The sequence below is a fragment of the Gordonia sp. YC-XJ4 genome (assembly GCF_059511865.1).
Genome location: NZ_CM183447.1, coordinates 2844805 through 2867316 on the forward strand (window position 1 = coordinate 2844805; position 22512 = coordinate 2867316).

General features: G+C 67.7%; 20 protein-coding genes and 1 tRNA gene. 13 read left to right on the plus strand and 8 right to left on the minus strand.

Annotated features, from left to right (window positions below; genetic code table 11):
* Nucleotides 1-134: 134 nt before the first annotated feature.
* Together AC5ZH6_RS12505 and AC5ZH6_RS12510 are read left to right on the plus strand one after the other, a co-directional pair.
* The gene (locus AC5ZH6_RS12505; protein WP_006370125.1) at nucleotides 135-386 is read left to right on the plus strand and encodes a phosphopantetheine-binding protein; all 252 of its coding nucleotides are present in this window, start codon (nucleotides 135-137) and stop codon (nucleotides 384-386) included.
* Entirely contained in the window at nucleotides 383-1894 is a 1512-nt protein-coding gene (locus AC5ZH6_RS12510) for a tryptophan 7-halogenase (RefSeq protein ID WP_006370126.1), read from the plus strand. The genes AC5ZH6_RS12505 and AC5ZH6_RS12510 overlap by 4 nt, the downstream gene beginning before the upstream one ends.
* A 28-nt stretch (nucleotides 1895-1922) precedes the next feature.
* On the opposite strand, the gene AC5ZH6_RS12515 is transcribed toward AC5ZH6_RS12510, so the two are convergent.
* On the minus strand, nucleotides 1923-3140 hold the full coding sequence (locus AC5ZH6_RS12515) for an isochorismate synthase (protein ID WP_006370127.1): 1218 nt from the start codon (nucleotides 3138-3140) through the stop codon (nucleotides 1923-1925).
* A 240-nt stretch (nucleotides 3141-3380) separates the two neighbouring features.
* Between AC5ZH6_RS12515 and AC5ZH6_RS12520 the strand changes: the two genes are divergently transcribed.
* A complete protein-coding gene (locus AC5ZH6_RS12520; protein WP_496169083.1) occupies nucleotides 3381-4667 on the plus strand; it encodes a lysine N(6)-hydroxylase/L-ornithine N(5)-oxygenase family protein in 1287 nt (428 codons plus the stop codon).
* A 27-nt stretch (nucleotides 4668-4694) separates the two neighbouring features.
* On the opposite strand, the gene AC5ZH6_RS12525 is transcribed toward AC5ZH6_RS12520, so the two are convergent.
* Both AC5ZH6_RS12525 and AC5ZH6_RS12530 read right to left on the minus strand, forming a co-directional pair.
* A complete protein-coding gene (locus AC5ZH6_RS12525) occupies nucleotides 4695-5648 on the minus strand; it encodes an LLM class F420-dependent oxidoreductase (RefSeq protein WP_496169085.1) in 954 nt (317 codons plus the stop codon).
* A gap of 10 nt (nucleotides 5649-5658) precedes the next feature.
* Entirely contained in the window at nucleotides 5659-6702 is a 1044-nt protein-coding gene (locus AC5ZH6_RS12530) for a nucleoside hydrolase (protein WP_496169086.1), read from the minus strand.
* A 104-nt stretch (nucleotides 6703-6806) separates the two neighbouring features.
* Between AC5ZH6_RS12530 and AC5ZH6_RS12535 the strand changes: the two genes are divergently transcribed.
* Nucleotides 6807-7787 carry a mechanosensitive ion channel family protein gene (locus tag AC5ZH6_RS12535; protein WP_172398803.1) on the plus strand — a complete coding sequence of 327 codons (981 nt, stop codon included), beginning with the start codon at nucleotides 6807-6809 and terminating at the stop codon, nucleotides 7785-7787.
* Between the two features lie 63 nt (nucleotides 7788-7850).
* Here the strand turns inward: AC5ZH6_RS12535 and AC5ZH6_RS12540 are convergent.
* Nucleotides 7851-7936 (minus strand) — tRNA-Leu (locus tag AC5ZH6_RS12540).
* Between the two features lie 98 nt (nucleotides 7937-8034).
* On the opposite strand from AC5ZH6_RS12540, the gene AC5ZH6_RS12545 reads away from it, so the two are divergent.
* A complete protein-coding gene (locus AC5ZH6_RS12545) occupies nucleotides 8035-9381 on the plus strand; it encodes a M20/M25/M40 family metallo-hydrolase (protein WP_006370132.1) in 1347 nt (448 codons plus the stop codon).
* A gap of 56 nt (nucleotides 9382-9437) precedes the next feature.
* Complete coding sequence (locus AC5ZH6_RS12550) at nucleotides 9438-9983, plus strand: YbhB/YbcL family Raf kinase inhibitor-like protein (protein ID WP_006370133.1); 546 nt, start codon at nucleotides 9438-9440, stop codon at nucleotides 9981-9983.
* Between the two features lie 53 nt (nucleotides 9984-10036).
* On the opposite strand, the gene AC5ZH6_RS12555 is transcribed toward AC5ZH6_RS12550, so the two are convergent.
* From AC5ZH6_RS12555 to AC5ZH6_RS12565, 3 genes are read right to left on the minus strand one after another with little or no spacing between them, the layout of a single operon-like run.
* Complete coding sequence (locus tag AC5ZH6_RS12555; protein ID WP_006370134.1) at nucleotides 10037-11140, minus strand: quinone-dependent dihydroorotate dehydrogenase; 1104 nt, start codon at nucleotides 11138-11140, stop codon at nucleotides 10037-10039.
* The gene (locus tag AC5ZH6_RS12560) at nucleotides 11134-11517 is read right to left on the minus strand and encodes a DUF5703 family protein (RefSeq protein WP_006370135.1); all 384 of its coding nucleotides are present in this window, start codon (nucleotides 11515-11517) and stop codon (nucleotides 11134-11136) included. Before AC5ZH6_RS12560 ends, AC5ZH6_RS12555 begins: the two co-directional genes overlap by 7 nt.
* The gene (locus tag AC5ZH6_RS12565) at nucleotides 11514-12707 is read right to left on the minus strand and encodes a YncE family protein (RefSeq protein WP_210739236.1); all 1194 of its coding nucleotides are present in this window, start codon (nucleotides 12705-12707) and stop codon (nucleotides 11514-11516) included. The genes AC5ZH6_RS12560 and AC5ZH6_RS12565 overlap by 4 nt, the downstream gene beginning before the upstream one ends.
* A 111-nt stretch (nucleotides 12708-12818) precedes the next feature.
* On the opposite strand from AC5ZH6_RS12565, the gene AC5ZH6_RS12570 reads away from it, so the two are divergent.
* The 6 genes from AC5ZH6_RS12570 (at nucleotide 12819) to AC5ZH6_RS12595 (ending at nucleotide 17950) form a co-directional block, all read left to right on the plus strand.
* A complete protein-coding gene (locus AC5ZH6_RS12570) occupies nucleotides 12819-13661 on the plus strand; it encodes an undecaprenyl-diphosphate phosphatase (RefSeq protein WP_006370137.1) in 843 nt (280 codons plus the stop codon).
* A 117-nt stretch (nucleotides 13662-13778) separates the two neighbouring features.
* Complete coding sequence (locus AC5ZH6_RS12575; protein WP_006370138.1) at nucleotides 13779-14558, plus strand: MSMEG_4193 family putative phosphomutase; 780 nt, start codon at nucleotides 13779-13781, stop codon at nucleotides 14556-14558.
* A gap of 27 nt (nucleotides 14559-14585) precedes the next feature.
* A complete protein-coding gene (locus AC5ZH6_RS12580; RefSeq protein ID WP_006370139.1) occupies nucleotides 14586-15299 on the plus strand; it encodes a DUF3090 domain-containing protein in 714 nt (237 codons plus the stop codon).
* A gap of 57 nt (nucleotides 15300-15356) precedes the next feature.
* Nucleotides 15357-16250 (plus strand): SCO1664 family protein, encoded by an 894-nt coding sequence (locus tag AC5ZH6_RS12585; protein ID WP_006370140.1) that lies wholly within the window; start codon nucleotides 15357-15359, stop codon nucleotides 16248-16250.
* Nucleotides 16251-16329: 79 nt separating this feature from the next.
* Nucleotides 16330-17571 carry a cysteine--1-D-myo-inosityl 2-amino-2-deoxy-alpha-D-glucopyranoside ligase gene (gene mshC / locus AC5ZH6_RS12590; protein ID WP_006370141.1) on the plus strand — a complete coding sequence of 414 codons (1242 nt, stop codon included), beginning with the start codon at nucleotides 16330-16332 and terminating at the stop codon, nucleotides 17569-17571.
* 70 nt (nucleotides 17572-17641) lie between these two features.
* Nucleotides 17642-17950 carry a hypothetical protein gene (locus tag AC5ZH6_RS12595; RefSeq protein WP_006370142.1) on the plus strand — a complete coding sequence of 103 codons (309 nt, stop codon included), beginning with the start codon at nucleotides 17642-17644 and terminating at the stop codon, nucleotides 17948-17950.
* A 3-nt stretch (nucleotides 17951-17953) separates the two neighbouring features.
* Here the strand turns inward: AC5ZH6_RS12595 and AC5ZH6_RS12600 are convergent, their stop codons facing one another.
* Nucleotides 17954-18835 carry a PAC2 family protein gene (locus AC5ZH6_RS12600; protein ID WP_006370143.1) on the minus strand — a complete coding sequence of 294 codons (882 nt, stop codon included), beginning with the start codon at nucleotides 18833-18835 and terminating at the stop codon, nucleotides 17954-17956.
* 50 nt (nucleotides 18836-18885) lie between these two features.
* Here AC5ZH6_RS12600 and metH point away from each other — a divergent pair, with 50 nt between their 5' ends.
* The gene (gene metH / locus AC5ZH6_RS12605; RefSeq protein WP_006370144.1) at nucleotides 18886-22497 is read left to right on the plus strand and encodes a methionine synthase; all 3612 of its coding nucleotides are present in this window, start codon (nucleotides 18886-18888) and stop codon (nucleotides 22495-22497) included.
* The last annotated feature ends 15 nt before the right edge of the window (nucleotides 22498-22512 follow it).

A 22512-nucleotide genomic window follows, 5' to 3' on the forward strand; every position in this document is an offset into this window, starting at 1 on the left:
GGACGCCCGACTCGGAGCGCGCGCTGAAATTAGGCCAGGCTAAGCTACTGTAGCGACCGCGGACGGTGCCTCGCTCACCGTACCGACCCACGATCCCACCGCATCCGGTGGCCGTACGAAGTGAGGATCTGCCCATGGCATCTGTGGATGCAGTTGTGACCCGCGACCGGATCATCGGCGACATCGCCGAGATCCTCGATGTTCCCGCCACCGAGATCACCGACGACACCAACGTTCTCGACATCGGCCTGGATTCGGTGCGATTGATGTCGCTGATCGAGCGGTGGCGCGCCGCAGGTGCGGTACGCGCCGATCTGGTGTCCTTGGCCGCCGATCCGGTGGTCGGTTCCTGGGTACGTGAACTGTCGATGGAGCAGGCCCGATGAGCGAGGTCACGACCGAGAGCGTCGACGTCGTCGTCGTCGGTGGCGGTCCGGGTGGGTCGACCACCGCCACGTTGCTGGCCAAGAGCGGCCGCCGCGTGATCCAGATCGAGAAGGAGACCTTCCCGCGGTATCAGATCGGGGAGTCGTTGTTGCCCTCCACGATTCACGGGGTGTGCAAGCTGCTGGGCTGCTATGAGAAGGTCCGCGACGCCGGCTTCATGCACAAGCGCGGCGGCAGCTTCCGGTGGGGCACCAACCCGGTGCCATGGAACTTCCTGTTCGCGATCTCCCCGGAATTCGCCGGCGAGGGCTCCTACGCCTACCAGGTTGAGCGGATGAAATTCGATCACATCCTGCTGGAGAACTCGGCCGAGAACGGCGTCGACGTTCGGCAGAACTGCCGCGTGAACGGCGTCGACACCGATGAGACGGGTCGGGTGACCGGGGTGCGCTACCTCGACGCCGACCGCGTCGAACACCACGTGCGGGCCCGGTTCGTCGTCGATGCCTCCGGCAACACGACCCGACTGTCCTCGCGCGCGGGCGGCGAACGCGTGTACTCCGAGTTCTTCCAGAACGTCGCGGTCTTCGGGTATTTCGAAGGCGGCAAACGATTCTCGGCGCCCGATGCGGGCAACATCCTCTGCGCGGCGTTCGACGAGGGCTGGATCTGGTACATCCCACTGTCGGACACGCTCACCAGCGTCGGGGTGGTCGTCGCGAAGGACAAGGCGCAGCATGTGCTCAACGCGCAGGAACAGACCTTGCAGCACTACATCGACCGGTGCGAGATCGTTCGCGACATGCTCGCCGACGCCACGCGGGTGACCGAGGGCACCTACGGCGAGATCCGGATCCGCAAGGATTACTCGTATGCCAATACCCGCTTCTGGGGCAACGGCATGGTGCTCGTCGGCGACGCCGCATGCTTCATCGATCCGGTGTTCTCGACCGGGGTGCACCTCGCGACGTATTCCGGTGTGCTGGCGGCACGTTCGATCAACAGCGTGCTCGACGGCACGATGTCCGAGGAGCGTGCCTTCGGCGAGTTCGAGGGCCGCTACCGCCGCGAGTACGCCGTGTTCTACGAATTCCTCTCGGCCTTCTACGACATGGAGCAGTCCGAGGACTCGTACTTCTGGAAGGCGCGCAAGGTCACCAACTTCGACCGCAACGACATGACGGCCTTCGTCTCCCTTGTCGCCGGCGGCTACTCGGGTGAGAACGCACTGACCGACCCGTCGTCGATCGTCTCGCGATTCCGCCGGTCCTCCGACGCACTGACCGAGGCCGCCCGAGCCACCGGCGGTATGGACACCGACTCCGGCCAGCGGATGGGGCACATGTTCGGTGCGCCGGTGGTGCGTGAGGTGATGGAGGAGATGAACGCCCTGCAGGCACGGGGCGCGGTCGGCGACCGCGCGACCGAACCGCCGCTGCTCGAGGGCGGTCTGGTGCCCTCGGCCGACGGACTCGCGTGGGCCGAACCGGTACAGATCGCGGTCTGACCGGCCGCTCGCCCGCCGTCCCGACGGCTCAGCGGATACCGAGGGCGGCGAGGATCGTCGCGAACTTGGCGTCGGTCTCGGCGAGTTCGGTGTCCGGGTCGGAGTCGGCGACGATGCCGCCTCCGGCCCACGTGGTGATCTCCCGGCCGCCGGGAGCGATCTCGGCGCAGCGGATCGCGACCATCCACTCACCGTCACCGGCGACGATGGTGCCGTCGCGACCGCGTGTCGGGGCGCCGGCCCACCCGATCGCCCCGGCGTAGAAGCCCCGCCGGCCTTCGGTCGCGACGATGTGATCGCGGGCCAGGTCGGTGGGAGTGCCGCAGATTGCCGGAGTCGGATGGACGGCCATGGCGAGATCGAGGGCCGTGGTCGACGGGTCGGCGATCTCACCGCGGATCGGGGTGCCCAGATGCCACATCGTCGGCGTCGTCATGAGCTCGGGTTCGTCGGGCACGTCGAGCGTGCGGCACAACGGGGCGAGCGCCGCCCGCAAGGCATCGACGACGAATCGGTGTTCGGTGCGATCCTTCGTCGAATTCGCCAGTGCCCGACCCTGTTCGGCGTCGAGCCGGGAATCGGTCAGGCGTGCCGACGAACCTGCGAGCGGATAGGCCGACACGATGTTGCCGCGTTTGCGGATCAACACCTCCGGGCTGGCGCCGACCAGTTGGGAGAGCGAACCCGATGTCGGACCGGGAAGGTCGGTGACGAACACCGATCCCCGCGGATCGATGGTACGGAGTCGCGCGGCCACTTCCCACCCGGTCACCGGCACCGCGGAATGGACCGTCAGGGCGCGTGCGAGCACCACCTTCGCCAGCGCGTCATGGGGGTCGGCGAGCCGGTCGATCGCCGTCGCGATCCGGCGACGATGGTCGGCCGGCGACGGCACGGCGGCCACGATGCGGGACTGAGCCACCGGTCGCCCGGCGCGGTGGTCACCGAGGGCGACCGTCTGCGGAATCCACCGACCGTGGTGCAGTTCGATCCGGTCGGGCGCGATGAGTGACACCTGCTCACGGATATCGAAGGGCACGGCTCCGACCACTGCGGTCACCGCACCGTCGCGCAGCGCGGAGGCGGCCGCCTCCGCGCTGCGGTACACGGTGCTCCTCCCCATGCCGATCACGTGGTAGGTGTTGCGGCACAACAGAAAATGTGCGTCATCGGCGGTACCGGACAGCGCGGTCGCGGTGCCGAGGGCGTCGGGAGTGTGGTCGGCCGACGTCGGCGATGAGATCATCTCGCGTGTTCTCCGATCGGGATGGGTGAACGGTCGATCTGTGGCGATCGGGGTGGTCACCGGGCATGACGCGTCCGATTAACGGGCGCCTGGAGATTAGGTTAGACTTACCTTCTGAACGTCGGCAAAGGTGCCACCGGATGGCGCCGATCGGCGCGCCTGACCGGACCCGATATCCCCGGGCCCGGGTCCGACAGCCCCGAGTCCCACAGCCCCGGCGAGGGAGTAGAGGAGTAGCGCGTGTGCAGTGAGCACCTTTCCACGGTGGACCTCGTCGGCATCGGGTTCGGTCCGTCGAATCTGGCGCTGGCCATCGCTCTCGAGGAGCACAATCGCACTGCCGCAACGCCGATCACCGCGCAGTTCTTCGAGCGACGCGATCGATTCCAATGGCATCCCGGGATGCTGCTGCCGGGCGCCACCATGCAGGTGTCGTTTCTCAAAGATCTGGCCACACAACGGAATACGGCCAGCGACTACACGTTCTTGAAGTATCTTGCCGAGCGGGACCGGCTGACCGACTTCATCAACCTGCAGACCTTCTTCCCGCTGCGCTCGGAGTTCCACGACTATCTGCAGTGGGCAGCGGCGCGAGTGTCGATACCCGTGCAGTATTCGTCCGAGGTCACCTCGGTGCGTTGGCACGACGGCGCCTTCGAGGTGAGGACCCCGACGGCCGCGTGTCGCGCCCGACATCTGGTGCTCGGCGGTGGAATACGCGCCAAGCTGCCCGCTGGCGTGGTCGCCGGTCGACGGGTCTTCCACAATCACGACGTACTCGATCGCTTCGCCGAGCTACCCGAGAGCACTCACGGAGCGTTCGCGGTGATCGGTGCCGGTCAGAGCGCCGCCGAGGTGACCGCGTTCCTGCATCAGGAAACCGACGCGCAGGTGCATGCCGTCTTCGCCAAATACGGTTACACCCCGGCCGATGACAGCCCCTACGCCAATCGGATCTTCGATCCCGGTGCCGTCGACGACTACTTCGCGGCGCAACCCGCCTGGCGTGAGCGCATCCTGACCTACCACCGCGGCACCAACTACTCGGCCGTCGATCCGGAACTCATCAACGAGCTGTATCGACGCGAATACACCGAACGGGTCGACGGGCACCGACGGTTGTTCGTCCACGGTTGCACCGAGGTACTCGACGTCGTCGAGACCGACGACGCGGCCCGTCTGCGGGTGGTGAACCGGATGAACGATGATGAGCTCGAGATCCTTTGTGATGCCGTGGTATTCGCCACCGGCTTCGAACCGACACCGATCGGTGACATGCTCGGCGACCTCGGTCGGTTCTGCCATGCCGATGTCCATGGGCGACCGGTGCTCGACCGCAGCTACCGGCTGCGCACCGATCCCGAGGTGACCGGCGCCATCTACGTGCAGGGCAACTCCGAGCACACCCACGGGCTGACCGCGACCCTGCTGTCCAACGTCGCGGTCCGCGCCGGGGAGATCGTCGAATCGCTGTCGGCACACGTGAGTGCGCTGAACGGAACGGGGCGCCGGGCCGCGGTTCTGTAGTTCGGTGCGCGGATCGGCGGATCCTGCCTAGCGGTTGATCAGCGGCGCGAGGGTCCGACCGAGCAGGTCGACCCGGCCGGGGATATGGCCGTTGGCGGGTGCGTTGACCGTGACCCCGTCGATCCCCGTGTCCAGCAGTGCCGAGAAGCGATGCGCGACCTCCTCCGGCGAGCCGATGATCGCGCCCCCGCGACGTGCCTCGGCACGCGGGTTGCGGGCGACATAGGCGTCGAACTCCTGCTGCGCCTGCTCGTGGGTCGGGGCCACGCACGCCGAGGTCTGCAGCGTCACGACGATCTCGGAGCGATCGCGGCCGAGGCGCTCGCAGTGCTGCGCCAGGGCATCGAGTTTGCGACCGATCTCATCGACCCCGCAGATGAGGTTGGATTCGTCGGCATACTGGGCGACCATGCGCAGCGTCTTGCGCTCACCACCGCCACCGATCATCACCGGGATCCGATTCAGCGGGGCGGGGGAGTTCACGGCGTCGCTGACCTGATACCACTTGCCCGCCAGGCTCGGCCGCTCACCGCGCAGCATGGGCAGGATGATCTGCAGCGCCTCCTCGAGTTTCTCGAACCGATCGGTGAACGTACCGAACTCGTACCCGAGGGAGTCGTGTTCGAGCTCGAACCAACCCGCGCCGATGCCGAGTTGGGCACGGCCCGCCGACACCAGATCGAGGGCGGTGACGATCTTGGCGAGCAGGGTGGGATTGCGGTAGGTGTTGCCGGTGACGAGAGCCGACAGCCGTACCCGGGAGGTGTGCTGGGCCAGCGCGGCGAGCAGTGTGTAGCACTCGATCATCGGTTCGTCGGGTTCACCGAGCATCGCGAGTTGATAGAAGTGGTCCATCACGAGAACGGTGTCGAAGCCGGAGTTCTCCGCCTCGACGGCCTGCTTGGTGATCGTGGGGAAGAGTTGATCGGGTGCGGTGTCGGGATAGGTGAAGTTCGGGATCTGGTATCCGAGGCGGGTCACCGCGCCAACGCTACGCTCCCGTGGCCTGGTTGCCCACGCGCCGGGCGAGCGTCGCGACCGTCTCGATGAGGTCGTCGAAGACGCGATCGACATCGGTGGCCGAGGCCACCCGCACATTCGGTGCGCCACCCCACATCCCGCGTTCGTCGGCGACCGTCGTGCCGCGTGTCAGGGTGCCGGTCAGTTCCACCGCGACCCGGGCGGGACGGGTCTGCACCCATGACGGATCCAGCGCCACCATCGCCGCGAACGGGTCGTGCAGGTGGGCGATGTACCCCTCGTCGTGAGCATGGTGGAACTCCAGATAGAAACGCAGCGCGTCCATCACATGCCGGATGATCACATTGGTCGCCACGGACCGCGTGCCCGGTTCGTCGGTGGGGTCCGGGCACTCCAGCGGGGTACTCCCGGCCGCGGCGGCCAGCCGCACCGTGTGATCGGGGGTCAGGGCGATGGATTCGGTGAGGTCGAGTGGGCACACGATCGGTTCCGGCGCTCCGTCGGTGCCGAACGCCGCGAACACCTCGGCCGCGGCCTCGGGATCGACGGCCACATTCCATTCCGAGGTCGGCGTGGTGTTGCCGTGCACATGGAACGCCCCACCCATGATCACCAGTCGTCGCAACCGCACCGGCAGGTCGGGGTCGCGACGGATCGCGGTGGCCAGCGAGGTCATCGGCCCCGTCACGAGTCCGACGAGCTCGCCATCATGTGCCGCGGCCGCCTGTACCCACGCGTCCGCGGCGTCGAGTCCGGCGACGGTCTGCGTCGGGGTCGGCAGCTCGGCATAGCCCACCCCGAGCGGCCCATGGGTGTCCTCGGTGGTCATCAGGTCGGCAACCAGGGGGCCGGGCGCACCCTGATGGACCGCGATGTCCTCGCGGCCGCAGAGCGCGAGCCACGCGAGGTTGTTGGTGGCGACCACATCGGCCGGCACATTGCCGGCCGTACTGGCGATCCCGACGAGATCGACGTCGTCGCGGGCGAGCAGATACAGCAGGGCGAGCGAGTCGTCGATCCCGGTATCGCAGTCGAAGAACACACGGTGGGTCACCGCACCAGTCTCCCACCTGCCGGTGCTCACCCGCCCATTCCGGTGCATCCACCACCGCTGCGCAGCGGGTTCGACGGATCGTGGGATTTCCGTACCGTCGGGGCATGGACCTTTCGACTCTCGGCGCGGCCCATGGCCCCATCACGCAGCTCGCCTTCGAATGGACCGACACCAACCGAATGTGGCTGGTGGAACGGCCCATTCGCATCGTCTGCTACATCGTCGGGGCGCTGATCGTGCGGTGGGTCGCCCATCGCCTCATCGATCGCGCCACCCGTGGGAACCCCGACGGCGCCGACCGCAGGGCACCGGCCCTGATCCGGCATCTGCGCGAACGTTCGCCAACCGGGGCGAAGACCCCGGCTGCGACGAAAGCAGCTGTGGCACAGCGGCGTTATCAACGTGCACGCACCATCGGGTCGGTGCTGAAGTCGACGGTGTCGATCATCGTGCTGACCTGGGCGGCACTGGCGATCCTGTCGGTGCTCGGCGTCAACATCGCGCCGTTCATCGCCTCTGCCGGCGTGATCGGTCTGGCCGTCGGGTTCGGGGCGCAGAACCTGGTGCGCGACTTCGTGACCGGCGTGTTCATGCTCCTCGAGGACCAATACGGTGTCGGCGACACCGTCGATCTCGGCGAGGCCGTCGGAACGGTGGAAAGCGTCGGATTGCGCATCACCACGGTGCGCGACGTGGACGGCACCCTCTGGTACGTCCGCAACGGTGAGATCGCCCGCGTGGGCAACATGAGCCAGGAGTACGCCGTGGCCCGGGTGGAGGTCCCGGTGTCACTGCGCGCCGACCTCGATCGCGCGCAGAAGGTCGCTCTCGACGCCGCGATGCGGGCCATCGGCGAGGACGAGACACTGGCCGCCGATGTGGTCGACGAGCCGCGGATGCTCGGGGTGCAGGAGGTCGCGTCGGATCGCGTGGTGCTGCGTCTGACCGTGACGACCCGACCGAACGCGCAGTGGGCGGTGCAGCGCCGACTGCGCCGGGAGATCCTGCGGGCCTATGACGAACACGACATCGATCTGCCCTATGTCGGGGGCCGGACGCTCGTCGGCGCCGACGCCGACGGCTGAGCAGAAGCCACAGAACGAGACGAGGTCCCCGGGAGGATTCCCGGGGACCTCGTCTGGTGTGCGTGTCCGAGGGGGGACTTGAACCCCCACGCCCGTTAATAGGGCACTAGCACCTCAAGCTAGCGCGTCTGCCATTCCGCCACTCGGACTCGATTGTCAACCCGGCGTGCGAGGCGAGCTCTCACACCGGCGGCGATAACACTAACCGAGGTTGCCCCGGTATCCCAAATCCCGTAGGAGTGAGGGTGTGACCGAAGAGTCGAACACCCCGCGCGCCGTCGACGAGGTCGTCGACCTCGTCAGCACCTTGATCCGTTTCGACACCAGCAACACCGGAGAGCTGGAGACCACCCGAGGCGAGGAGGAATGCGCCAAATGGGTGGCGTCGATGCTCGAGGAGGTGGGCTACACCACCCAGTACGTGGAGTCGGGTCAACCCGGTCGCGGCAACGTCTTCGCCCGCCTGCCCGGACCCCCGGACTCCGATCGCGGAGCACTCCTGATCCACGGCCACCTCGATGTGGTGCCCGCCGAACCGGCCGACTGGAGCGTGCATCCCTTCGCCGGCACCGTCAAGGACGGCTACATCTGGGGCCGCGGTGCGGTCGACATGAAGGACATGGTCGGCATGGCGCTCGCACTCGCACGGCAGTTCCGGCGCGAGGGCACGACGCCGCCGCGCGAATTGGTCTTCGCCTTCCTCGCCGACGAGGAGGCAGGCGGGACCTGGGGAGCGCACTGGCTCGTCGAACACCGGCCCGATCTGTTCGAGGGCATCACCGAGGCCGTCGGCGAAGTCGGGGGCTATTCGCTGACGGTGGACCGGCCCGACGGCACCGAACGGCGGCTGTACCTGGTGGAAACCGCCGAGAAGGGGCTGGCGTGGATGCGGCTGACCGCCGACGCCACCGCCGGACACGGGTCCTTCTTGCACGCCGACAACGCCGTCACCGAGGTGGCCGAGGCGGTCGCCCGTATCGGCAGGCACACCTTTCCGCTCGTGATGAGTGAATCGGTCGCCGAGTTCTTGGCCGCGGTGTCCGAGGAGACCGGTCTGGACCTTCGTCCCGACGCACCCGATCTGGAGACCTCGCTGTTCAAACTGGGCAGCCTGGCCCGGATCCTCGGGGCGACATTGCGGGACACGGCCAACCCGACGATGCTGCGGGCCGGATACAAGGCCAACGTGATCCCGCAGAAGGCCGAGGCCGTCGTCGACTGCCGCATCCTGCCCGGACGGCAGAAGGAGTTCGAGGCCGAGATCGATAGGCTCATCGGGCCGAATGTCACCCGGGAGTGGATCACCCACCTCGACTCCTACGAGACCACCTTCGACGGCGACCTCGTCGACGCGATGAACGCGGCGATCCTCGCCCACGATCCGGGCGCACGGACCGTGCCCTACATGATGTCCGGCGGCACCGACGCCAAGGCGTTTGCGAAACTCGGCGTCCGGTGCTTCGGTTTCGCTCCACTGCAGTTGCCCCGCGAACTGGATTTCGCCGCCCTGTTCCACGGCGTCGACGAGCGGGTGCCGGTGGATTCGGTCGTGTTCGGCACCAAGGTGCTCGAACACTTCTTGCTACACAGCTGATCTGCGCGCACATACAGTGGGTCGGATAGCGCGCCGACCACGAGAAAGGTGATCCGATGTCGAACGTCGATCCGTACGAGTCGTTACCCGCCCTGCCGGGTTTCGAGGTGAGCTCCACCAGCTTCGACGATGGTGCGCCGCTGGCCAATCCGCAGGTGAGTGGCCTGATGGGAGCCGGCGGTCAGGACTCGTCGCCACAGTTGAGCTGGTCCGGATTCCCCAGCGACACCAAGAGTTTCGCGGTCACCGTGTACGACCCCGACGCGCCGACCGCGTCGGGATTCTGGCACTGGGCGGTCGCCGACATCCCGGTGTCGGTGACGAGCCTGCCCGAGGGAGCCGGTGACGACGAGGGGTCCGGTCTGCCGGCCGGGGCGGTGACACTGGCCAACGACGCGTCGTTGCGTCGATTCGTCGGTGCCGCACCGCCTCCCGGCCACGGCCCGCACCGCTACTTCGTGGTCGTGCACGCCGTCGACGTCGAGTCCCTCGGTTTGCCCGACGGCGCCACACCCGCCTACCTGGGGTTCAACCTGTTCTCGCACGCCATCGCGCGGGCCACTCTCGTCGGCACGTACGAGCAGCCCGCAGAAGATATGTGACACAGAAGATATGTGACCCAGAGGCCATGTGGGTTCGCGGTCGGTGCCGGCGCTCAGTGACGGGTGCCGGCCCCGACCGCCGCGGCGAGGTTCGGGTATCCGCCCGCCCGTACGCGGTCGGCGATCCCGGCGTTGATCCCGGCGACCCACACCGGGCCCCCGTAGATGAACGGGGTGTAGGCCTGCAGGAGGTCGGCGCCGGCCAGGATGCGTTCCCACGCCTGGTCGACGGTTTCGATGCCGCCGACGCTGATCAGCGAGATGCGGCCTCCCACACGGCCGTACAGCCGGCGGAGCACCTCGAGGGATTGTGCGGTCAGTGGTGCCCCGGACAGTCCGCCCGCGCCCATCGCCTCGACCTCGGCGGCCGGTGTGCGCAGGCCCTGCCTCCCGATGGTGGTGTTGGTGGCGACGATCCCGGCGAGCCCGAGTTCGACGGCCAGGTCGGCGACGGCGTCGATATCGGTGTCGGCGAGGTCGGGGGCGATCTTCACCAGTACAGGCACCGTCACCTCCTGGAGTACCGCTGCAAGGATCGGGCGCAGCGAGTCGACGGCCTGCAGATCACGGAGTCCGGGCGTGTTCGGTGAGCTGACGTTGACCACCACGAAGTCGGCGTGGGGTCCGAGAAGCCGTGCGGACAGCCGATAATCGTCGACGGCCTCGTCGACGGGCACCACTTTGGTCTTGCCGATGTTGGCGCCGATCGGGACGCGCACCGGCCCGGGGCGGGCCGCTCGTAGGTGGTCGGCGGCGACCTCTGCGCCGGGATTGTTGAAGCCCATCCGGTTGATCAGCGCGCGATCGCGTGGCAGTCGGAACAACCGTGGAGCGGGATTGCCCGGTTGCGCGCGACCGGTGATGGTGCCGATCTCGGCGAAGCCGAAACCCAGCTGCCCCCAGGCGTTCACGGCCGTGGCCGACTTGTCGAAGCCGGCGGCCAGTCCCAGCGGGGCGGGGAAGTCGACGCCGAACACCCGTTGCCGCAGGATCGGGTCGTGCCGTGCGAGCAGACGCGCCGACAGTGCGCGCAGGGCAGGCACGCGCATCGTGGCGACGATGGTGGCCGAGATGATGCGATGGATGCGTTCGGGCGGGAGCAGGAACATCAGGCGCAGCAGCACCGGATACAGTGCCCGATTGAGGCGGGTCAGCATGCCCGGACGCCGTGCTCGGGGTGCGCGTGGTCTGACTGAGAACCATTGGAGGACAAGCTATTCCGGGTGTTCTCGGTGCCGGTGCCGGTGCCGGCACCGATGTCGGGGCCGTGATCGCGCGGCGCCCGCCGACGCTTCAGCAGCACCTTGCGGGTGCCGTCGGAATACAGCCGCACGCGGGACAGTTCCCACCCGCCGAATTCGGCCTCCAACGACAACCGCATCGACGCGGTGACGCGGGTGACGTCCGGGGGTAGTCGCACCAACAGACACTCGTAGTCCTCGGAGGTGACCTCCCAGCCGCGCGGATAGCGTGCCCCGTTGCGCACGCCCGCGCGTCCCGATCCGACGGACACCTGCCCCGGCCGCCTCGTCATCGGGCGGCTCCGGTGGTTGCGGGAGCGGTGGTCGCCGAGGTGGTCGCGGCACCGGTCGCGGTGGCCGGCACCGGCGCACCGCCGGTCTGTGCAGCTGTCGTGACCACCTGGATTCCTCCGTCTCGGGCCGAGAGCACGAACACCGTCCCGCTCGCGTCGTCGACGACGATCGCATCCGGTTGGGCGACCGCGGCGAATCGATGCTTCTCGGCCGGTTCGCCGGTGGCGAGGTCATAGGCCACCACTTCGTTGTTGCCCGTCGTCGAGACCCACAGGAGATTGCGGGCGTCGTCGTAGTCTACGGCGTAGGGGCCATCGGACACCGGATAGCGGAACCGCATCACCAGCGGTGATCCGAAGAATCCGACGATCTCGTCGTCCCGGGTGTTGGCCACGAGCACGCGACCGTAGTGGTCGACGGCGGAGTTGGTGGCACCGTTTCCGGCTCGAAGCGCCGGCCCGAGATCACCGTTGCCCAGATCGACGGGGGTCACCGAGGATTGCGCGCGGTCGAGTACCACGACCTGCTCGCCGGGTAGATCGGCGCCCGGTGGCGAGACGGTGATGTCGTCGACGCGGACGAATCCGGCGATGTCACGTTGTTGGGCCAGATCGCGATCGAGGACGAGCACGTGGCCGTTCTCCGTGCCGACCAGGGTGCGACCGTCGGAGGTGCGGGCCAGGGCGCTGGGGTTCTCGGTGCGCAGGACGTCGCTGCGCACCTGACCGTCGGGGCTGATTCGCACGACGTGGCCCGGGCCGACACCGATGAAGCCGCCGTCACCGGTGCCCACGAGGTGGGTGAGCGCGGGGGTTGCGACGGATGTCGCTGTGGGAAGTGCCCCGGGAGTCGCCGACGCGGCTGCGGTCATGGCCGACTCGTCGAAGCGCAGGACGGCGGTGCCGCCGGGACCGATCACCGCCAAGCGCCCGTCCGACAGCGCGGGCGACGCGGATCCGGCGGGGGTGGGGACGGTCAGGCCGGCGGGCGTGCGTGGTACACCCGGCGGTGCGGGACTCGCGGATGCCGGGGTGACGGTGGCCACATCTGTGGGGGTCTGCGAACCGCTGGAGGAGTTGCATGCCGCGACGACGAGTGCGGCCGCGGCGAGCGGGACGAGCAGACCGATGGTCCGGCGAGCGCTGGTACGGGCCGTGGCGCGGGATCGACTGGCAGACATGCCACCCATCTTGCACACACCCCTGTGGGGTCCGGTCGCCGCGGGTCGGCAGTGGAGCCGGAGCCCTGACGGTTCTCGGTATCGAGGGGATCGGACAAATCCCGCGTAGCATCGACCGCCGTGACCGACACCATGACGTGGGCCCAGTCGATCGTCCTCGGCGCCATCCAGGGCCTCACCGAATTCTTGCCGATCTCGTCCTCGGGACACCTGCGCATCGCCTCGGAATTGATGTTCGGGGAGGATGCCGGGGCGTCGTTCACCGCGGTGACCCAGCTGGGCACCGAGGCCGCGGTGCTCGTCTTCTTCGCCCGTGACATCGCCCGGATCGTGCTCGCGTGGTTTCGCGGGTTGCTCGCCCGCGACGAGCGTGGGCTCGATTACCGCGTCGGGTGGTACGTGATCCTCGCGACCATCCCGATCGGTCTGATCGGTTTCCTGCTCAAGGACGAGATCCGTTCGGCGGCCCGCAATCTGTGGCTGGTCGCGACGGTGCTGATCCTGTTCTCGGGGGTGTTCTGGCTGGCCGAACGTCTCGCGACCCAACGCCGCTCGATGGAGCAGTTGACGCTGCGTGACGGGATCGTCATGGGTCTGGCGCAGTGTCTGGCGCTGGTTCCGGGCGTCTCCCGGTCGGGGGCGACGGCCAGCGCAGGCCTGTTCCTCGGGCTCGAACGCGAGGCCGCGTTCCGCTTCTCGTTCCTGCTCGCCATCCCGGCGGTGCTGGCGTCGGGACTGTTCAGCATCCCCGACGCCATCCATCCGACCGGTGGCGGGATGGAGGCCGCCGGAGCTCAGTTGGTGGTGGCCACCCTCGTCGCGTTCGTGCTCGGCTATGTCTCGATCGCCTGGCTGCTGCGCTTCGTCAGCCACCACTCGATGAACTGGTTCGGCGGCTATCGGGTCATCCTGGGTCTCGTCGTGATGGGCCTGTTGGCCAGCGGTGTCATCGACGCCACATGACACCGGTGTCATCGACGCCACATGACACGGTGTCATCGACGCCACATGACCTGGAGCCGTCAGCTCGCCCACCGGGACCGATGTGCTGTGTTTCCTGCGGATGCATAAGGTTGGGGCATGACCGTGATCCTCGTGCGCCACGGACGTTCCACGGCCAACACCTCCGGGGTGCTCGCGGGACGCACTCCCGGCGTGGCCCTCGACGACAAGGGCCGGGGGCAAGCCGCCGAGCTCGTCGACCGTCTGCAGCCATGTCTGGCCGCGATCACCGCGGTCGCCCGGTCACCACTGCAGCGGTGCGCCGAGACGATGGGCCCGCTGCTGGCCGCTCTGGCCGACGCGGGACACGATGTGCCGGAGATCGTCGTCGACGATCTCGCGGAGGTCGACTACGGTGCGTGGACGAACCGCACGATCGGCGAGTTGCTGAAGGAGCCACTGTGGAGAACCGTGCAGCAGCATCCGTCCGCAGCGGTCTTTCCCGACGGTGAGGGCCTGGCCACCGTGCAGGCACGGGCGGTCGCGGCGGTTCGTGCTCTCGACCGCGAGTACGGCGGATCGGACGGGGCCGGGGTGTGGGTGGCCTGTTCGCACGGCGATGTGATCAAGGCGATCGTCGCCGATGCCATGGGGATGCATCTCGATTCGTTCCAACGCATCGTCGTCGAGCCCGCCTCGGTGAGCATCATCCGCTACGGCGATACCCGGCCCTACGTGCACACGGTGAACTCGACGAAGACCTTGTCGGTGCCAATCCGGCCACCGGCGTCCAACGATGCGGTGATCGGCGGCGACACCGGTTCCGACGACGCGAGCCCACCACCATCTGCCGGGCCCGCCGACATCGAACCGCAGCCGGAGGCACCGGTGGCCGCGGGGACCGGCCGGGACGGATAATGACCACACAGCGTAAGGAGGTGGGTGATGTCACGAGCGATACACGTGTTCCGCAGTCCTGACCGATTCGTCGCGGGTACCGTCGGGCAGCCCGGTGACCGCACGTTCTACCTCCAGGCCGTGCACGAGGCGCGCATCATCAGCGTCGTCCTGGAGAAGCAGCAGGTCCAGATTCTCGCCGAACGGATCGGCGCCCTGCTCGAGGAGATCCATCGGCGTTTCGGGACCCCGATTCCGCCGGAGGCCGAGCAGGTCAACGACCTCAGTCCGCTCGTCATGCCCGTCGATGCCGAGTTCCGGGTCGGCACCATGGGGCTGGGGTGGGATGCCGAATCCGAGGCGGTCGTGGTGGAGTTGCTCGCCATCACCGAGGGCGAGTTCGACGAGAGCGTGGTCCTCGACGACACCGACGAGGGCCCGGACGCGGTGCGCGTGTTCCTCACGACGCGCGCCGCCCGCGAGTTCGCCGCCCGATCCACCCGGGTGATCTCGGCGGGCCGACCCCCGTGCCCGCTCTGTGGCGAACCGCTCGACGACCAGGGGCACCTCTGTGTACGGACCAATGGCTACAAGCGTGATGCCGAACTGAGCAAGTCGCTGGACTTCATCGATCCCGAGGTGTTCAACGGGCTCACCGACGGTCCGCCGCTGCTCGGTGACGACGAGAACCCGCCGTCCGACGACCCGGGCGGCGACAGCAGCGACGATCCCGACGCAGGTCCGGAGGGTGGCTCCCGATGACCGCGGTGGCGGTGTCGTGACCGAGCGCCGGACCGAGCACCAGCGCGCGGCCGCGCCATGAGCGCCGTGGGCGCTTCCGGTGTGCCGCAACCCGATTCGCACCCGGAGTCGGGGGCCGACGCCGCCGATGACACCGATGTCGCCGAGGATGCAGTGCTGCGCGCTGGCGAACTCACGATCATAGGCCGCATCCCGACGGCCAGCAATGCCACCCTGGTGTGCGACGCCGTCGTCGGCGACCGCGCGGTGCGATGTGTCTACAAGCCGGTGCGCGGCGAGATCCCGCTGTGGGACTTCCCCGACGGCACCCTGGCCGGACGAGAAGTCGCGTCCTATCTGATCTCGCAGTCGCTGCGATGGGACGCGATCCCGACGACCGTGCTGCGCGATGGACCGCTCGGGGTGGGGATGGTGCAACGGTGGATCGACACCCCGGATCCCGATGACCCCGAATTGCCGGCTCCGAGAATCGATCTGGTGGATCTTTGTCCGCCCGACGCGGTGCCCGACGGATATCGGTCCATCCTGCGTGCCCTGGACGGGCGGGGAGAACCGGTCGAATTGGTGCACGCCGACGATCCGCGTCTGCTGCGTATGGCCGTGCTCGACGTGCTCCTCAACAACGCCGACCGCAAGGGCGGTCACGTGCTCGAAGGGCTCGACGGCGGGGTGTACGGCGTCGATCACGGCATCTGCCTGCACAGCGAGGACAAACTGCGCACGGTGCTGTGGGGTTGGGCGGGCGAACCCGTTCCGGCGCACCTGCTCGCCGATGTCGTCGGCCTCGCCGAGGCACTGGAAACCACGTCGTCGACGTTGCGCACCGACCTGGCCCGGCACATCACCGTCGACGAAATCGACGCGTTGACCATCCGCGCACTGGTACTCGCCGAGACCGAGACCATGCCGCTTCCGCCGGGCCATCGGCCCATTCCCTGGCCCCCGTTCTGAATCGTCGCCGCGCCCACCCGCGTCGATGACCCGTGGCCCCCGTCCGCGATCCCTGGCGAGCCCGCCATACAGTGGACGCATGCATTCGTGGCCCGATCCCGCGGTTCCCGCCGTCCCCGGCGCCGGACCCGCGCTCCGACTCTTCGACACCGCGGGCGCCGCGGTCCGCCCCGTCGCCCCGGGCCCCACGGCCACCATGTACGTGTGCGGGATCACCCCGTACGACGCCACCCATCTGGGGCACGCCGCAACGTATCTGACTTTCGACATGGTCAATCGCGTGCTGCGCGATCAGGGCCACGACGTGCACTACGTGCAGAACATCACCGACGTCGACGACCCGCTCTTCGAGCGCGCCGAGCGCGACGGGGTGGACTGGCGCGACCTCGGCAGTGAGCAGATTCAGCTGTTCCGCGACGACATGACCGCGCTACGGGTGCTCCCACCTCGCGACTACATCGGCGCGATGGAATCGGTCGGCGAGGTCGTGGAGATGGTCGGCAAACTCCTGGCCTCGGGGGCGGCCTACGTCGTCGACGATCCCGAATTCCCCGACGTCTACTTCCGCATCGACGCCACCGAGCAATTCGGCTACGAGTCGGGATACGACCGGGAAACGATGCTGCGGTTCTTCGCCGAACGCGGGGGGGACCCGGATCGCGCGGGCAAACGGGATCGGCTCGACGCGGTGCTGTGGCGTGCCGAACGACCTGGCGAACCCGCCTGGGATGCGCCGTTCGGGCGTGGACGGCCCGGCTGGCACATCGAGTGTTCGGCGATCGCACTGAACCGGCTCGGCATCGAGTTCGACATCCAGGGCGGCGGCAACGACCTGATCTTCCCGCATCACGAGTTCTCTGCCGCGCACGGCGAGGCATTGACCGGATCCCGGCGCTTCGCACGGCATTACGTCCACACCGGCATGGTCGGACTCGACGGTGAGAAGATGTCCAAGAGCCGTGGCAACCTCGTTTTCGTCTCACGGTTGCGGGCGCAGGGTGTCGACCCGGCCGCGATCCGGCTCGCACTGCTCGCCGATCATTATCGCGGCGACCGGATGTGGACCGATGCCGTCCTGACGATCGGCGCCGAGCGGCTCGCGCGCTGGCGACGTGCCGTCACAGGCGGCAAGGGCCCCGACGCGACGCCGGTGATCGAGCGGATTCGCGTGCATCTCGCCGACGACCTCGACACCCCCAAGGCACTCGACGCGGTCGACGGTTGGTGTCGTGACGTGGAGCAGGGGATCGGTGGGGACACCGCGGCGCCGGAGGCGCTCGCCACCGCGGTCGACGCGCTGCTCGGTGTGAGCCTGGCCTGACTGCTCGGCCCGACCCGTCGAAGGCGACCTCGGGTGGTTGTCGGGGCCGCCGGGTGAGTAAGGTTTGCGCGTGGCTCGTGTGCAGGAGATCAATCCCGACACCGCAACCGGGGTGTGGACCGTGCAGACCCGGACGTCGACCTACCTCATCGACTTCGATGAGATGACGCTGCTGCGCGCACCCGGTGTGGGCAGCACCGACAGCGAGGAGTGGGCGGTGAGCACGCTGCGCCGCGACTCCGAGGACATCCCGCTGCTCGGGGTGAAGTCCTGCCGGGTCGGGGAGTCCGCACAGTTCTGGGTGCGTGCCGCCGACGACCCCGACGTCCGGACGTGGCGGATCACCACGCCGGTCGTGTCGATCGAACGGATCGGCTGAGCCTCAGCCGCCGAACGACCCGGGCCCGCCGCGTCTCTTGAGGTAGCGCTCGAACTCCGCGGCCAGTGCGTCCCCGTCGATCTTGGCCATCACCTCGTCGGTGTCGATCTCGGCGTCGCCGCGCTCCTCGAGCCCCCGGACGTAGTCGGCGATCTCCTCGTCGTCCTCGGTCATCTCGGTGACCGCCTGCTCCCACTCCTCGGCCTGCTCGGGCAGCGTGCCCAGCGGCACCTCGATGTCGAGCACCTCCTCGACGCGGTTCAGCAGCGCGACCGTCGCCTTCGGATTCGGCGGGGTCGAGACGTAGTGGGGGACCGCGGCCCAGAACGCCACCGCGGGCAGTCCGGCCTGCACGAACAGGTCCTGCAGCACCCCGGTGATGCCGGTGGGTCCCTCGTAGCGGCTCTCCGCGAGGTTGTATCGAGCGGCCGCCTCACTGCTGTAGGCACTGCCGGTGACCGGCACCGGTCGGGTGTGCGGGGTGTCGGCGAGCAGGGCGCCGAGCATCACGGTGGTCTCCACGTCGAGGGCTTCGGCGTAGGAGACGATCTCGGCGCAGAAACCACGCCACCGCATGTTGGGTTCGATACCGCGCACGAGTACGATGTCCCGGTCGGCCCCTTGCGGGCTGCAGTAGGAAATGGATGTGGTCGGCCAGTCGATTCGGCGGGTCACCCCGTCGATCTGTTTGATCGTCGGACGGTTCACCTGGAAGTCGTAGTAGTCGTCGGAGTCGATCTCCGCGAGTGGACGCGCGTCCCACATGAGCGCAAGGTGCTCCACGGCGCTGCTCGCGGCATCGCCGGCATCGTTCCAGCCCTCGAAGGCGGCCAGCAGGATGGGTTTGCGCAAGCGGGGAAGGTTCGACATCTGCTCGGCGTTCACTGATCCAGCCTACGACCGAACCCAAGAGAGAGCGAACTACTCTGAACACCATGTCGTCGCACACGCCGAACCCGGGAAACCACGACACCACCTTCCTGTCGGCCATGGCGCGCCGCGTGTTGGTCGGCGACGGCGCGATGGGGACCATGCTGCAGGCAGCCGACCTCACACTCGACGATTTCGCAGGTCTCGAGGGTTGTAACGAGATCCTCAACGACACCCGGCCCGACGTCCTCGAGCAGATCCATCGGGCCTACTTCGAGGCGGGCGCTGATGCGGTGGAAACCAATACCTTCGGCTGCAACCTGTCCAATCTCGGCGACTATGACATCGCCGACCGCATCCGTGAACTGTCCTACAAGGGGACAGCGATCGCGCGGGGCGTCGCCGACGAGATGGGCCCCTCGGCCGACGGTACCGCCCGGTTCGTCCTCGGATCCATCGGTCCGGGAACCAAACTCCCGAGTCTCGGGCACACCACCTTCGGTGTGATCCGCGACGCCTACTTCGAGTGCGTCGCCGGCATGCTCGACGGTGGGGCCGACGCCGTCCTCATCGAGACCTCGCAGGATCTGCTGCAGGTCAAGGCCGCAGTGGTGGCCGCACGTGCGGCGATGGACGAGCTCGGCCGACGGATCCCGATCATCTCCCACGTCACCGTGGAGACCACCGGGACAATGCTGCTCGGCTCCGAGATCGGAGCGGCGCTGGCCGCCATCGAACCGCTCGGTGTCGACATGATCGGACTCAACTGCGCGACCGGGCCCGCGGAGATGAGCGAGCATCTGCGGTACCTGTCCCGCCACGCCCGGATCCCGGTGTCGGTGATGCCCAACGCGGGGCTGCCGCAACTGGGGCCCAACGGTGCGGAGTATCCGCTGCAGCCCGACGAATTGGCCTCGGCGCTCAGCACTTTCGTCGGTGAGTTCGGATTGGCCTTCGTCGGCGGCTGCTGCGGCACCACCCCCGAACACATCCGTCAGGTGGCCGCCGCGGTCGCCGAGACCACCAAGGCCGATCGCGCCCCGGCACACATCTCGGAGACGTCCTCGCTCTACTCCGCGGTTCCGTTCGATCAGGACGCCAGCTTCCTGGTGATCGGCGAACGCACGAACTCCAACGGCTCCAAGGCATTCCGTGAGGCGATGCTCGCCGAGGACTATCAGCGCTGCCTCGACATCGCCAAGGAGCAGACCCGCGACGGCGCACACATGCTCGACCTCAATGTCGACTACGTGGGCCGTGACGGTGCTGCGGACATGACCGCCCTGGCGAGTCGGTTCGCGACCTCGTCGACGCTGCCCATCATGCTGGATTCGACCGAACCGGAGGTCATCCGCGCCGGACTCGAGGCGCTCGGTGGCCGATGCGCGGTCAACTCGGTGAACTACGAGGACGGCGATGGGCCGGAGTCGCGCTTCTCGCGCATCATGTCACTGGTCGTCGAACACGGTGCCGCGGTGGTCGCGCTGACCATCGACGAGGAGGGGCAGGCGCGCACCGCGGACTGGAAGATCCGCGTCGCCGAACGTCTGATCGCCGACATCACCGGCAACTGGGGCCTCGCCGAGGAGGACATCATCCTCGACACCCTCACCTTCCCGATCTCGACGGGGCAGGAGGAGGTTCGCCGCGACGGCATCGAGACCATCGAGGCGATCCGCCGGCTGCACGAGGCGCATCCCGACGTCCACTTCACCCTGGGGATCTCGAACATCTCCTTCGGCTTGAACCCGGCGGCGCGGCAGGTGCTCAACTCGGTGTTCCTACACGAATGCGTGCAGGCCGGACTCGACACGGCGATCGTGCACGCGTCGAAGATCCTGCCGATGAACAAGATTCCCGACGAACAGCGCGACGTCGCACTCGATCTGGTCTACGACCGTCGCGGGGCGGCGGGCACACACAGTGAGGGCCGCGAGGACTACGACCCGCTGCAGAAGCTGATGGAGTTGTTCGAGGGCGTCTCGGCGGCCTCGGCCCGCGAGTCGCGCGCGCAGGAGCTCGCACGCCTGCCGCTGTTCGAGCGGCTCGAGCGGCGCATCGTCGACGGTGAACGCAACGGCCTCGAGGCCGATCTCGACGAGGCGATGACCCAGAAACCGCCACTGGAGATCATCAACGAGACCCTGCTGTCCGGGATGAAGACCGTCGGTGAGTTGTTCGGCTCCGGTCAGATGCAGTTGCCCTTCGTGTTGCAGTCCGCCGAGGTGATGAAAACGTCTGTGGCACATCTGGAACCACATATGGAGGCCACCGGCGAGGACGGCAAGGGTCGCATCGTGCTGGCCACCGTGAAGGGCGATGTGCACGACATCGGCAAGAACCTCGTCGACATCATCTTGTCCAACAACGGGTACGAGGTCGTCAACATCGGTATCAAACAACCGATCTCGACGATCCTCGAGGTCGCCGAGGACAAGCGGGCCGACGTGATCGGCATGTCGGGCCTGCTGGTCAAGTCGACGGTGGTGATGAAGGAGAACCTCGAGGAGATCAACGCCCGGGGGCTCGCCGACAACTACCCGGTGCTCCTCGGCGGTGCCGCCCTGACCCGCGCCTACGTCGAGAACGACCTTTCCGACACCTACGAGGGCCAGGTCCATTACGCGCGGGATGCCTTCGAGGGCTTGCGGTTGATGGACGAGATCATGGCGTTCAAACGCGGCGGCGGGTCGGTCCCGGAGAGCGCCGATTCCCTCGCTGCGGCGAAGAAAGCAGCCGAACGCAAGGCGCGACACGAACGCTCACAGCGGATCGCCGCCAAACGCAAGGCCGCCGAGACGCCTGTCGAGGTGCCCGCACGCTCGGATGTCATCGCCGACAACGAGATCCCGACCCCGCCGTTCTGGGGCACCCGGATCATCAAGGGAATCCCGGTCGCGGACTACCTCCAGCTACTCGATGAACGCGCACTGTTCTTGGGACAGTGGGGATTACGCGGTGCGCGCGGAGGCAATGGACCCACCTACGAAGAACTCGTCGAGACCGAGGGCCGACCCCGTCTGCGTGAATGGATCGATCGCCTCTCCACCGAGGGCATCCTCGCGCACGCAGCTGTGGTGTACGGCTACTTCCCGGCGGTCAGCGACGGCGATGTGGTGCACATACTCACCGAGCCGACACCCGACGCGCCGACCCGGTTCTCGTTCACGTTCCCGCGGCAGCAGCGGTCACGGTTCCTGTGCATCGCCGACTTCGTCCGCTCCCGCGAGGCGGCGCTGGCCGACGGGCGCGTCGATGTGCTGCCGTTCCAGTTGGTGACCATGGGGCAGCCGATCGCCGACTTCGCCAACGAGTTGTTCGCACGCGACGCCTATCGCGACTATCTCGAGGTGCACGGGATCAGCGTGCAGCTCACCGAGGCGCTGGCCGAGTACTGGCATCAGCGGGTCCGTGGTGAACTGGCGTTCGCCGACCGCGCCGTCGACGCCGAGGATCCCGACAACGCGCAGGGCTTCTTCGACCTCGAATATCGGGGTGCGCGTTTCTCGTTCGGGTACGGGGCATGCCCCGACCTCGAGGACCGCGTCAAGATGATGGAGCTCCTCGAGCCCGAACGCATCGGAGTGCACCTGTCGGAGGAACTGCAGCTGCATCCCGAGCAATCGACCGATGCCTTCGTGCTGCACCACCCGGAGGCAAAATACTTCAACACCTGAGTACGTCAACACCTG

Coding starts and splice junctions, on each gene's coding strand:
- AC5ZH6_RS12505 (WP_006370125.1), top strand. CDS start 135: ATGGCATCTGTGGATGCAGTTGTGACCCGCGACCGGATCATCGGCGAC.
- AC5ZH6_RS12510 (WP_006370126.1), top strand. CDS start 383: ATGAGCGAGGTCACGACCGAGAGCGTCGACGTCGTCGTCGTCGGTGGC.
- AC5ZH6_RS12515 (WP_006370127.1), bottom strand. CDS start 3,140: ATGATCTCATCGCCGACGTCGGCCGACCACACTCCCGACGCCCTCGGC.
- AC5ZH6_RS12535 (WP_172398803.1), top strand. CDS start 6,807: ATGGACCTTTCGACTCTCGGCGCGGCCCATGGCCCCATCACGCAGCTC.
- AC5ZH6_RS12550 (WP_006370133.1), top strand. CDS start 9,438: ATGTCGAACGTCGATCCGTACGAGTCGTTACCCGCCCTGCCGGGTTTC.
- AC5ZH6_RS12555 (WP_006370134.1), bottom strand. CDS start 11,140: ATGCTGACCCGCCTCAATCGGGCACTGTATCCGGTGCTGCTGCGCCTG.
- AC5ZH6_RS12560 (WP_006370135.1), bottom strand. CDS start 11,517: ATGACGAGGCGGCCGGGGCAGGTGTCCGTCGGATCGGGACGCGCGGGC.
- AC5ZH6_RS12565 (WP_210739236.1), bottom strand. CDS start 12,707: ATGGGTGGCATGTCTGCCAGTCGATCCCGCGCCACGGCCCGTACCAGC.
- AC5ZH6_RS12575 (WP_006370138.1), top strand. CDS start 13,779: ATGACCGTGATCCTCGTGCGCCACGGACGTTCCACGGCCAACACCTCC.
- AC5ZH6_RS12580 (WP_006370139.1), top strand. CDS start 14,586: ATGTCACGAGCGATACACGTGTTCCGCAGTCCTGACCGATTCGTCGCG.
- AC5ZH6_RS12585 (WP_006370140.1), top strand. CDS start 15,357: ATGAGCGCCGTGGGCGCTTCCGGTGTGCCGCAACCCGATTCGCACCCG.
- mshC (WP_006370141.1), top strand. CDS start 16,330: ATGCATTCGTGGCCCGATCCCGCGGTTCCCGCCGTCCCCGGCGCCGGA.
- metH (WP_006370144.1), top strand. CDS start 18,886: ATGTCGTCGCACACGCCGAACCCGGGAAACCACGACACCACCTTCCTG.